Genomic DNA, 12,160 nt, shown 5'->3' with positions numbered 1-12,160 from the left:
TTGATAGGAAAAAGGGGCTAGGGGTTAGGGATTAGAGACTAGAGGCTAAGTGGTTTATTTTATCCATATCAAAACTACTGCGAGTTGATCACAAGTTTTTGGGATACCCTCAAAAATTAACTAGACCACGATTCTTCTTCAGATTTGTCGCTAAATAAACCCAACAATGGGCCGAGAATTGCCCCAAACAAAAAACCACCTGAATGGGCCCAATAGGCAATACCACCGCTTTCCATACCAATGTTGGTAGGCGCTTCTAAACTGACGAGTCCATAGAAAGCTTGTTGAATAAACCAAAATCCTAAAAAGAAATAAGCTGGAACGCGAAAAGTGGGAAAGAAAAATCCTAAAGGCACTACACCGAGAATTTCGGCTTTGGGAAAGCGGAGAATGTATGCTCCCATAACACCTGCGATCGCACCACTTGCTCCTAAAGAAGGAATGTTAGAATCTTGAGCAAAGAACCACTGGGTTAAGGATGCCAAAATACCGCAAGACAAATAGAACAATAAATATTTGGCATGACCTAACTTTTCTTCAACATTATTGCCAAAGATCCATAAGAACAACATGTTACCAGCTAAGTGCAAAAAGCCACCATGCAGGAATTGGGCGGTGATTAAAGTTGCCCACTCTGGTACTGGTTGATTTACAGAAACTCCGCCAAAGCTTAAAGTGAGTTCTCGCGGAACTACAGCGGCAAGATGTAAAAATCCATTTAATGCTTGGGGAGGAAGACTAGCTTCATAAAGAAAGGCCAGGACATTAGCAGCAATCAGTCCATAAGTTACATAAGGTGTGATTTGAATAGGATTATTATCTCGAATGGGAACCACAGGCGCTTTTCCTAATTTGAAGACACTAGGTCTTACAATACTGAATTTTGTAAGTAGTTTCTTCTACCTCGTGGATGGATATTGCTATCTGCCTTTGAAAATAAGAGCATTAACGTAAATCCAAAATATTAGCTCAACAGGTTGAGATAGGTTTAACCGTAAATGCCTAAATATATAAGAAATACTAAATTAAAGTTTGAAATTATATAGATAATATTATTGAATTATTAAGATCTGTATTTATTGCTGAATAAGGCTTTTAGTCATTAATAGGACATCTGCACAAAGGAACTTTAGCCTAGTCTTAATCTTTACATAATTGTAGTTAGTTGTTTTTCAAAGTAAGCACGATAAAGTTCACAACGCGGTAAGATGCGATCGCCCTCACAGTGAATCAACCCTAAGCTTTCGAGCTTATAAACATCAATAGGATCAAAAGAAGTACTTAGCTTTGCTGTCACAATTTCAGCATAGACTTTGGCCAGCCTGGGTTTTTCTTGCAGCTTCACCCAGTATCGCCATAAATGATCGTGGTAAATGCCGCCGTTGGCGATCGCCTCCTCTAGCAGTTCTTCGAGGGTGAGTACTTGAGAACAAAGATAATAGAAAGCAATCCGAATCAATGCTGGATGACCACCTACAAGCGACATTAGTTGGGCAGATTCTTTACCAGCAGTCCAGTCTAGCCCATGCCGTCTAGCTAAATCTTCTACCTGTTGCTGAGTAAATTCGCTCAGACGAATTGGTAGTCCAATATTAAATGGGGAACGGTTGATGTTTAGGGTGACATACTCTTCTGTAGAGTAAACTACTACAAGCCTAAACTTTTGCCAGTTAGTATCTTGTCGTGCTTCTTCGCACCACGAACGCAACAAGGCAAAGAACTCCTGAGCAATATGAGGATATTCAAAAAAGCGGTCGACTTCGTTTAATACCAAAACTACTGGATTCTGAATCTGCTTGAGCAAATAGCTTTGCCAGTAAAAACTACAACTTAACTTACAACCAATTTCTTTATCCCATTTATCATCCAAGTTGGGTTCAATGCCTAATTCTCTGGCAACTTGCCAACAAAGACAACGCAATAGCTTGTTTAAGTCAGTCAAACAATCAGAATCAATTTGATCACAATTGAGATGTACAGTGCTATATCCTTGCATTTGGGCAAAGTCTAAAAGCCTCAATACCAGGGAACTTTTACCCATTTCTTTAGGGGCCCGAATCCGAATCACACAACCTGGTTGAATGACTTCCCGATAGACCAGTTCCTCAATCGGAGGACGTTCGATATAGAAAGGAGAATCTAAAGGTACAGAGCCATCTGGGTATGACCAAAGATGTTTAAATTGGTCATGCTGTTCATGATCAAATGAATTTACAGATAAAGATTCAAAAGAATTTATTTCTTCTGCTCTTTTTAAACTTAATGAAAGCGTTTGAGAAGTTTCATTTTTGTTCACTCCCTTCACAATTGAGTAGTCTTCTCTACGCAATTCCAACTTAAAGGCTTTAAAGCACTGTATTAAAGTTTTTTGGTCAACGCCTGTGCTTAATGACCATAATCGATTCAGGGTTTTGGTAGAAATATTAATGCGATCGCTTAGTTCTTCTAAAGTAAAAGTTTCCCCTCTTTTTTCTACTGTCTCTACAGTCTGAATCGCTGTTTGTAAACGCTTTAGCCCCGTAGGAGTTAGTATGACTCCCCGTCTTCGTCTAGTTTTTGTTTGTTCCAGTTTCATCAGTTGCATTGCAATCTTGTCTTTTGGACATGTTCAGGAATAGCTTGCTTCTTCGTGGAGGTATGCCACAAAACGAACCAGCCTAAAGACTGGTTTACCATGTGTCTCTTTTTCCACATTTGTTTTTTTTCTGCAACTTTTAGGTATTTAACCACTGAAGCCGCATTGGTTTATGAGTAAGACTTGTTGCCCAATAAGCTAAAAAAGCGTTTAAACCTGTATAGACTAATGTTTCAAAAAAATTCAGAAGAAATAATTAAAACATGGATACTAAGGGAATCTAAGCGTGTTTCAGACCTTATTAAGCTACAAATCAGTTTGTTTATATTTGTTTACACGTATTTTAATTTACTTAAGTGTTTTATGGAAGGTTCTTAGTTTTTTATTAATTTTTTGATGTAAATCATAGAAATTTCTAATCTTAAGTTTTTTTAGTACAATTGTACCAAAAAACGCTTTAAAGCCTTGTTAAATAAGGAATACAATGATTTCATTTTAAAATGAGAGAAATACATGAACTTGATAAATACCTCATACAATTCAGCATTTACTCGGACTTATCAGGTCAGGCGATCGCGAATAGCCATAAGGAAACTGAGTATCGTGTACGGTAAGTTAGTTACTATTTCTACATCCTAAAATGCCGAAAATCCTCTATTTTGTTATTTGCACTTTGACTTCTGGGATTTTAGCGGACAGTCTTTAAACAAACACGGCATGATCCGCGTATACAATTTTCTTAACAATTGCTGAAATTATTATTTATCGCAACAATTCGTAATTAAAGTAGCCTTATAAATGAAAAAAACTGCCTACCTTTTCAGGTAACAGTTAATTTGGCATTTCTGCACTTATTTTTTTCTTATAGCGTTTTTATATGAAGTTGCAATTACCCTGCGTGGTGCGCTTAGCGCAACACAAGTGGGATAGACAAGCTTTATGTGTTTAGCCCAGGGCTTTTAGGCTGCGGTGCTATTTGCTATCTAGTTATCAATAAAATAAGTTCAATTTTGATACAATCCATTTGTCCGTAGCAAAAAAATGTTCTAACGATTTAAAATTGGCATCTGCCCAAATTTAACGGGTACTCCTGTCAGTGTAGAAGTCAATTCACAGAACTTAACCACCACCGACAATTGTGACAATTTCTAGGCGATCGCCCGGCTGCACCATTGTCTGTAACCAAAATTGGCGGTGTAAAATTTCGCCGTTATATTCCACAGCCACTAAGCGGGGATTAAAACCCAATTGCTGAAGCAGTTCTGGTAAATGAGTTTGGGATGAGCAAGTAAGAGTTTCCCCATTTACCTCAAGCGTAATTTGATTAGACATAAGCCGTCACAGATGTGCCGATGGTAATTTTGAATTTAGTAAGATTCTGGTTGCACGCGATTAAGTTGAGACAGCAAATATTGTGTCACAAGGGTAGGTTGTTCAGCTTGTATCAACGATCGCACTATCGCCACACGTTTTGCTCCTGCATCAATCACATCATTGATATTATTTGCATCTATGCCCCCAATTGCAAACCAGGGAATTGAACTATTTTGATCTGCGTAGCTGACATAAGCTAAGCCAGCAGCAGGTTTACCCGCTTTAGTAGGAGTTTCATAAACTGGGCCGACACCAATGTAATCTGCACCTTCAGCGATTGCTGCTTGCATTTCTGCTGAATTTGTGGTTGAACGACCTACTAGGCGCTGGGGGCCAAGTAATTGTCTGGCAGTAGCAATAGGCATATCTTGCTGTCCTAGATGTACACCATCTGCATCCACTGCTAAAGCTAAATCTACCCGATCATTAATAATGAACAGAGCGCCGTAGGAATGGCACAACTGCCGCAGTTTTGTTGCCTGTTCCAGACGCAAAGTGTCATCAGCAGTTTTGTCACGGTACTGCACAAGGGTTAATCCACCTTTGAGAGCAGATTCTACAGTAGTTATCAAAGTTTCTGACGGAGAAGTAACAAGATATAAACGCGATCGCCACAAAAGTTGATGGCGTTGATAACCCATTAAATTACTTTCTAGGGTATAAACCCGATAGCGCATCTGCTTAAATGCTGACCCCATATTTGGGTGGTAAAGTTTGCCGTATTCTTCCAATACTCGTAATGCTTCTTGGACACGGCAAAAGTTCGCCTGCAATAAAGATTTAACGCTTGAGCGATGTTCTTCTTGAGGATGGGTTAATTCAGTACCAGTATCACCTGGAGTGTCTCTCGCTGCCCTGAGTTCAGAAGTATGCCACATAGCTACCTCTTGCCGCAGACGCTTACACTCCTCAGTAAATTGGCCGCTATTTAATCCAAAGCGACACCATTCTTCGATAATTCGCAAGCCTTCACGGGCACGATCTAAATTGGCATCTAAAATGCGGTAAACAACTTGCTGGATTTGCTCTTTTGGGCTGTATGGCTCGACCATTACAACAACCCCATTAGTGCTTTCATCGTAACAGCCAGCCTCTTTCATAGTTGCAATGTTCTTTGCATCGTTAATTTACTAGAGATGAGGTATCGGGAATTTGGTACATGGCATTGGGTATTGGGTATCTCCCTAGCCCCTAGTCCCTTTATTAATTACTTTGTATTCAAGATAGCCAATAGGTCAATATGTAGATTACATTATCGACATATCTATTATTTCCGAAAGTATAAGAATTTATTGTTATTTCTAAGGAGTGGTGTAAAGTTGATTCCCCCTGTTGTGTTTGCTAAATATCGCAGAGCAGATATTCTGCCAATAAAACTAATTGTCCAGCGTCAAAAATTAAATTCTAGGCTGGAATTAGCAATGCCTTCAGTTTCCCGTTTTTCAGTGTTGTGTCTCGCGCTTAGCATGGGATTGACAACCCTGACATTGCTAGATGCCAACCTTAGTAGCGTCGTTGCTCAGATGCCCCTAGGTGAAACAACAATGTCTCAGGTTCGTGTGCTATTTGTCAACCCAAGTGTCGGAGATGACACTAGTGGTAATGGTAGTGAACGTGCCCCTTTAAAAACAATTACCCAGGCGTTGCGAGTAGCTACACCCAATACAGTAATTATGCTCTCCCCAGGCACTTATAGTGCGGAAACTGGAGAAGTATTTCCCCTGATATTAAAACCGGGTGTTTCCATTCAAGGAGACACTGCCAACAAAGGCAGCGGGATTACGATTCAAGGAGGAGGTGAATACCTCAGTCGTAGCTTCGGTGGGCAAAATGTCACCATCATCGGAGCCAACCAAGGAAGGTTGACTGGGGTGACAGTCACAAACTCTAATGCCCGTGGTTATGGTTTATGGATTGAATCGAGTAATCCAGTAATTGCAGAAAATACATTTACTGGTAATACCCAGGATGGAATTTCTGTGACTGGTAAAGGTTCACCCACAATTAGCAAAAATTACTTTCATCACAATGGGGCAAATGGAATCACAATTGGCGGTAGTTCTCAACCCCAAGTGCAAGAAAATGTCTTTGAAAACACCGGCTTTGGAATTAATATTACCCAAAATGCGGCTCCAGTGGTGGTAGGTAATCAAATTCAAGACAACCGTTCTGGAATTTTAGTCCAAGCCAATGCTCGCCCAATCCTGCGGAATAATTTAATTCAGGGTAGTAAAGAAGATGGTTTAGTAGCGATCGCCCAAGCTATGCCAGATTTGGGTAACGCTACCGAAGTCGGCGGAAACGAATTTCGTAACAATGCTCGTTATGACATTAATGCTAGTGCTGCCAAGCAAGTAATTGCTGCTGTTGGCAATACTCTTTCTAGTAACCGCATCGCTGGTCAGATCAATACCAACGCTCAAGCAGCGATCGCAGTGAATAATTCTCAACCTACCACTTTAAGTAATAGTGCAATTTCCCAAATTCCCGTTAATGGAGAAATTACTTTCTCTGCTCCAGTTCCATCAAATACTGCTACCAAGCCATTATCTAGTACTAGTATTGCCCGCGATCGCAGTAATTCTGGACAACTGAACAGTAAATTACTACCATTGCAGACCGCAAAGTTACCACTGAATGTACCTACATATAATCAACAACCGCCAACTTCAAGAGTGGGTGGGTTTCCGATTCCCAGTAGCTTGGCAGCTAGAGAAGCATCGGCAAACACACAAGCTTCTAGGCAAAAATTAACTCCATTGCCAGCACTTCAATCTGATACGCGACAAATGAATTATGTACATGTTGATACCAACACAATTGAGTTTGTTGCACCCCAACAGTCATCACAGTCAGCAGCACTAAGAAGAACGGAGCAAAGGCAATTATCGCCCATACCAGAAACTCCTTCTTTTGGTAATTCAGCTATTTCGCCCATCACCAATGTACAAGTCCCTCAAACTTATACCACTGCTTATGGTGGAGGTTTTTTACCCCCTACTAGAACTAAGCAAATGCAGGATGTCCGTTACCGTGTGGTGGTAGAAGTAGCAAGTGATAGAGAGCGAGATTTAGTGCGCCTCTTTGCTCCTGAAGCGTTTCCCACAATTTGGCAAGGTCGAAGAGTAATGCAAGCGGGAGTTTTTAGCAACCGCTATAACGCCGATGAAATGTTGAAAAAACTTAGTGGCAATGGTTTAAGAAGCATAGTTGAGCCATTAAATTGAACAAAGATACTTTGGCTTATGCTTAAAAATTTGCCTGACTTATAAAATAAGTTAATGACTGTTAATTTTTCAATATGAGAAATTAACAGTTACAAGGGTATTTATTAATGACATGCAGTTAACAAGTTCACAACAGCATAGTATTACTGAATATTTTTATCTTTATTAAGTGCGGATGAAAGGACTTGAACCTTCACTCCTTTCGGAACTAGAACCTAAATCTAGCGCGTCTGCCAATTTCGCCACATCCGCATCAGTATACTATAATAGCACAGCAAATCTGGGATGGGAATAGGGAATAGGGAACAAATTTAATCACCAGTGCCCAATTACATAACAGCAACACGAGGCAAACGATGCTTAAACCCGCAAAGAATTTCCCAAGAAATGGTGTTTAATCTTTCTGCCCAATCGTTAGCAGATATTTGCTCTTTCCCTTGTTCTCCTAATAAAGTAACTATTTCTCCTTCTTGTAAATCAGGAATAGCACTGGCATCCAGCATTAACTGATCCATTGTAATTGTGCCGATTTGTGGCACTCGCTGACCGCGAATCAATACTTGCATATTTTGAGAAAGATTGCGTGGTACACCATCAGCGTAACCAATTCCCACAACAGCAAGGCGAAGTTCGTGGGGGGCGATAAATTGATGACCATAGCTGACACCAGTGCCGACGGCAATTGTTTTAACTTGGGTAACTCGTGCGTTCAGTTGCAAAACAGGTTTCAAATCAATTGCAGTTTGTAAATGAGCAGCTGGATAAAGTCCATAAACTGCTAAACCAACTCGTACAATGTCATAGTGCAAGGCTGAATCTGTAAGAGTAGCGGCGGAATTTGCTAGGTGTAAACAGGGTATTTTAATTCCCATGCCTTTGAGTTGAGCAATCGCTTCCTCGAATCTTCGGTGCTGTTCTTGCATCACCCTAGGGTCAAGACTATCTGCTGTGGCTAGGTGAGAATAAATGCTGGCAATAGCAAGATGAGGTAAGCGCTGCACTAATTGAACAAACTCAGCGGCTTGCTGCCAATCAGTTCCTAATCGAGACATTCCTGTGTCCAATTTAATATGTATGGGCACAGGAGAACCATAATTAATCGCTTCTAAAACGTTAGAAAAAATTAAGGCTTGTTTAGGACTGCACAGAGTTGGCTGTAGTTTCCAGTGAGCGATCGCATGAATTTGCTCTGGTGTATGAGTTGCTCCTAAAATCAAAATCGGAGCTTCAATCCCAGCTTCCCGTAATTGAATTCCTTCTGGAACTGTAGCAACTCCTAGCCAGCTAGCTCCCGATTGCAGTGCTGTTTGGGCAACTGTTACTGCTCCGTGCCCATAGGCATCAGCTTTGACTACTGCCATCAACTGGGTACGTGGTGATAAATACTTTACCAGTTGCTGTACATTGTGCGATAAAGCCTTTAGATCAATTTCGACCCAGGCACGTTGTGAAAACCAGGCGTAAGTATCGCACTGTTGATTAGAAGCAACACTGGGGGTTTGCTTGCGACTTAACATTTTTACTTTCTCCTATCACACCACTGTTAAGCTTGCATATAATCTATTGTCTTTATCCACGGTTTCAGTTACCACATCAGAGTCAATCAGAAAGTTTTCCGTTCGTCGTGCGATTGGTACAAGATTCCTGGATGCAGATCTTGAAAGGAACTGGACAGGACTTTTAGCTAGGTATTGAACCCAGGAGGCTTATTTCAATTTAAAATCACGCTTTATTCTCTGAATGCTGCAATCTCGCTTTGTTGTCAAAATGATAATCCAACCAAATATTAGATTTTCTGTTAACGATAGTTTACATAACGTTAGTTATCCGTCAACAGTCATAAATTATTTTTACTACTTATGGTTGATGACAACAAAAGTAAATATTTTCTCTTATTTTTGAGTAATTGGCTTAAATGTAACCCCACTCAGGGTTTGCGAAAAATTATTAGTTGCTACTTATAATAGTTTCTTAATTATTCCGAAAGTATAATTTCTTCTCATCTCCCAAGCAGAGTATATTTGTGTTAATATATGTAAAACTAATACCTTGAGCACTAATCAATGGGGAAGGTTTTAGTCCTAAATGCCTCTTACGAACCGCTTAATATCACGAGCTGGCGTCGCGCTGCGGTTTTGTTAATTAAGGGCAAGGCAGAACGTATTGAACACAACGGCAAATTCCTGTACTCGGATTTTCCCTTGCCGACTGTTATTAGGTTGCGTCACTATGTACGCGTCCCTTATAAAGAAATGCCTCTGACTCGCCGAAATATCTTGCATCGTGACAGTCATAGTTGTCAATATTGTGGTTATACAGGGGATGAGTTGACCTTAGATCATGTAATACCGCGATCGCGGGGCGGTGGTGATACCTGGGAGAACATTGTTACGGCTTGCGTCCGTTGTAATGTTAAAAAAGGCAACCGCACACCTCACGAAGCTCACATGCCTTTGCGTCATTCTCCTCGTCAACCTTATAGCAGCCTATATTTTGAGGTCAGCAAACATCTTAAAAGTGGACTCCACACAGAGTGGCAAAAATATGTCATAGGTCTTTGAGCTTCAGCACAGAAGCTGTAAACGTCCAGTAAATTTATCACCTATGCCTAGGTGATACATCGTGGCACTCAGGTAAACGACTTACGCATCTGGGAACCTTTAGCTTGGAGTAAATATACTTAACAATTTATCGAGAAAATTCTCGATTTTTAGCTGCTACGACAGCGTACCAATATTTATTCAAGCAAAATCAACAGTTTTTCATTATATTTCATAGCTGATGAATAACTGGATTTATACCCAAATTATTTATAAAATATTCATAATTGTTTAGACAGATGCGAAAAATGCCTTTTTAGTGAAAAATATAAATAATTATCAAATTTATTCATAGTCGTCAGGATGAGAACGATTGACCGCATACATCTGTCAATTGAGGCACAAAGTGGAGTATGAAGTTCAAATTACACCCCAACTTGATAAATCTGGGGACTGTAAAAAAGCACGTTCGGTTAGGAATACTAAGCAAACAGCAAATCTTATAGTACCCAATTCCTGCATTTCACTAGATTTTCATTTTTGTAAAGTCTGACATTAACACATAGTTTTAAATCACAGCCTTGTTTATTTATCTACAGAGAATAAAAAGATTTATATCTCCTTGAGATGGAGTCCTAGGAACTAATAATCTTTTTATCAGCACTTGTATGCATTTTGACGTAATTTGGCAAATTGTAGACCGAATTTTCTGGACAAAAAATAGACCCAGATATGTATCCACAGGATTCTATATTTTTGCGAAGATCAGAGTGTGTAGCTAAATCAGTAAAGTGCTGGTTGTAATATTTCTCAATAAATCAATGGAGCTTCACACTTATCAAAGATGTTCCCCATGCAATTGAATTCTTCCTTTAAGCAGTCTAAGCGTTTGTCATTGACTACAGAGCCTAACCCTGATGATGGTGAGATAGATCAAGAAGTAATTGAAGTACCATTTACTAGGCCATCCCTCTCATCTACAGGCGAAGGAATGGGTGTTTATATTGGTCAGCGTAGCAATTCCTTAGCTTTTCAGAAGTCAGAAGAGCTGCAAAAGAATTTTTTAACTCATCAACACGAACGTCAGTTGATCATTTTGCAAGATTTTCCTGATCCTGACGCGCTCTCTTGTGCTTGGACTTACCAGTTAATTGCTCAGCAATACGATATCAAATGTGAAATTATTTACGCTGGGACTTTAAGCCACCAAGAGAATATTGCTTTGGTTAAGCTCACTGGTTTACCTGCTCAGCGCTGGACATTGCAAACCTTGAAAAGTAAAGATTTATCATCATACCAAGGTTTCGTTTTAATAGATAACCAAGGAACCACAAGTCAATTACTATCATCGGTACAGCAAGCAGGTATTCCCCTGATAGCAGTTATTGACCATCACAGTTTACAGGCAGAACTGAAGTCAGAGTTTGTAGATGTCCGTCCTTATGTACGAGCAACTGCAACGATTTTTACCCAATATCTCCAGGCGGGGTTATTAACCTTAGATAGCAGCATTGGTCAACACGTCAAATGTGCTACTGCTTTAATGCATGGTTTGCGATCAGATACTAATCGGCTGATGCAAGCGCAAGAAGACGACTTTATGGCTGCTGCTTACCTGAGTCGATTTTATGATGCTCAACTGCTAAACGCGATTTTACAGGCAAATCGTTCTAAGCGGGTGATGGATGTAATCGAGCGATCGCTAAAAAATCGCATTGTGCAAAACAACTTTTCTATTGCTGGGGTTGGTTATCTGCGCTACGATGACCGCGATGCTATTCCCCAAGCAGCAGACTTTCTAGTTACTGAAGAAAACGTCCACACCGCAGTAGTTTACGGTATTGTTCACGATGAAGATGATGAACTAGAGGTAGTCATTGGCTCGTTGAGAACTACTAAACTCACTCTTGACCCCGATGAGTTCATTAAAGAAGCCTTTGGCCAAGATAGCACCGGGCGCTTTTTTGGTGGTGGACGTACAAGCGCCGGGGGTTTTGAAATTCCAATGGGTTTCTTATCAGGCAGCAACGAAAATTCTGCCTATGCAAAAATGAAATGGGAAGTCTACGATTCTCAAATTAAGCAAAAGCTACTGAGGTTGGTCAATCCCAAAGATAACCCGATTCAGTCTGAGTAAGGAGATGGGGAAAACTCCTCACCCCGTAAGAGATTTAATCTAAATCCTTGTCAGATTTAATGCTGCCCTTTCTTCAATCTATGAGGAAAGGGTAATATTATGATCATCGAAAAAAGCTGTCGGGTTAGTTTACAAGTTTGAGGGAAGACATGCATAAAAGACAGAAGCAAACACAAACTTGGAAAGTACGCCAATCCTCTTATCAATCCAAAGGTCTAATTAGGGCATACTGCAGGGCGAACGCACGGGATTTCCGAAACCCCTACTGGACAAGGATCTTGATGAAAAAATAGGCTAAATTAGAAAA

8 protein-coding genes and 1 tRNA gene are annotated in these 12,160 nt (G+C 40.2%); 3 read left to right on the top strand and 6 right to left on the bottom strand.

What is annotated here, in order from left to right; translation table 11 throughout:
* Positions 1-116: 116 nt before the first annotated feature.
* The 4 genes from I8751_RS00280 to I8751_RS00265 all read right to left on the bottom strand — a co-directional run bounded on the left by I8751_RS00280 (position 117) and on the right by I8751_RS00265 (position 5,049).
* Positions 117-836 (bottom strand): rhomboid family intramembrane serine protease, encoded by a 720-nt coding sequence (locus I8751_RS00280; RefSeq protein ID WP_214437173.1) that lies wholly within the window; start codon positions 834-836, stop codon positions 117-119.
* A 311-nt stretch (positions 837-1,147) separates the two neighbouring features.
* Positions 1,148-2,575: an AAA-like domain-containing protein gene (locus tag I8751_RS00275; RefSeq protein WP_214437172.1), complete on the bottom strand. Its 1,428-nt coding sequence runs from the start codon at positions 2,573-2,575 to the stop codon at positions 1,148-1,150.
* A 1,119-nt stretch (positions 2,576-3,694) separates the two neighbouring features.
* Positions 3,695-3,907, bottom strand: a complete 213-nt coding sequence (gene thiS / locus I8751_RS00270) for a sulfur carrier protein ThiS (RefSeq protein ID WP_214437171.1) — start codon at positions 3,905-3,907, stop codon at positions 3,695-3,697.
* A gap of 35 nt (positions 3,908-3,942) precedes the next feature.
* Positions 3,943-5,049 carry a thiamine phosphate synthase gene (locus I8751_RS00265; RefSeq protein ID WP_214437170.1) on the bottom strand — a complete coding sequence of 369 codons (1,107 nt, stop codon included), beginning with the start codon at positions 5,047-5,049 and terminating at the stop codon, positions 3,943-3,945.
* Positions 5,050-5,268: 219 nt separating this feature from the next.
* Between I8751_RS00265 and I8751_RS00260 the strand changes: the two genes are divergently transcribed.
* Positions 5,269-7,176 carry a DUF1565 domain-containing protein gene (locus tag I8751_RS00260; RefSeq protein ID WP_225893872.1) on the top strand — a complete coding sequence of 636 codons (1,908 nt, stop codon included), beginning with the start codon at positions 5,269-5,271 and terminating at the stop codon, positions 7,174-7,176.
* A 170-nt stretch (positions 7,177-7,346) separates the two neighbouring features.
* Here I8751_RS00260 and I8751_RS00255 read toward each other — a convergent pair.
* A tRNA-Leu gene (locus I8751_RS00255) sits at positions 7,347-7,428 on the bottom strand.
* A gap of 77 nt (positions 7,429-7,505) precedes the next feature.
* Positions 7,506-8,693, bottom strand: a complete 1,188-nt coding sequence (gene alr / locus I8751_RS00250; protein WP_214437168.1) for an alanine racemase — start codon at positions 8,691-8,693, stop codon at positions 7,506-7,508.
* Positions 8,694-9,239: 546 nt separating this feature from the next.
* Between alr and I8751_RS00245 the strand changes: the two genes are divergently transcribed.
* Positions 9,240-9,737, top strand: a complete 498-nt coding sequence (locus I8751_RS00245; protein ID WP_214437167.1) for an HNH endonuclease — start codon at positions 9,240-9,242, stop codon at positions 9,735-9,737.
* An 832-nt stretch (positions 9,738-10,569) separates the two neighbouring features.
* Positions 10,570-11,853, top strand: a complete 1,284-nt coding sequence (locus tag I8751_RS00240; protein WP_214437166.1) for a DHH family phosphoesterase — start codon at positions 10,570-10,572, stop codon at positions 11,851-11,853.
* Positions 11,854-12,160: the final 307 nt, after the last annotated feature.

Origin of the sequence: Atlanticothrix silvestris CENA357, from assembly GCF_016056295.1 — a bacterium.
Classification (GTDB): domain Bacteria; phylum Cyanobacteriota; class Cyanobacteriia; order Cyanobacteriales; family Nostocaceae; genus Atlanticothrix; species Atlanticothrix silvestris.
Note: the sequence above shows the minus strand (reverse complement) of the source record. Positions and strands in the feature narration are given on the sequence as shown.

Bases quoted from the DNA above. Each gene is read 5' to 3' on its own strand.
- I8751_RS00275 (WP_214437172.1), bottom strand. From the start codon at position 2,575: ATGAAACTGGAACAAACAAAAACTAGACGAAGACGGGGAGTCATACTA.
- thiS (WP_214437171.1), bottom strand. From the start codon at position 3,907: ATGTCTAATCAAATTACGCTTGAGGTAAATGGGGAAACTCTTACTTGC.
- I8751_RS00265 (WP_214437170.1), bottom strand. From the start codon at position 5,049: ATGAAAGAGGCTGGCTGTTACGATGAAAGCACTAATGGGGTTGTTGTA.
- alr (WP_214437168.1), bottom strand. From the start codon at position 8,693: ATGTTAAGTCGCAAGCAAACCCCCAGTGTTGCTTCTAATCAACAGTGC.
- I8751_RS00245 (WP_214437167.1), top strand. From the start codon at position 9,240: ATGGGGAAGGTTTTAGTCCTAAATGCCTCTTACGAACCGCTTAATATC.
- I8751_RS00240 (WP_214437166.1), top strand. From the start codon at position 10,570: ATGCAATTGAATTCTTCCTTTAAGCAGTCTAAGCGTTTGTCATTGACT.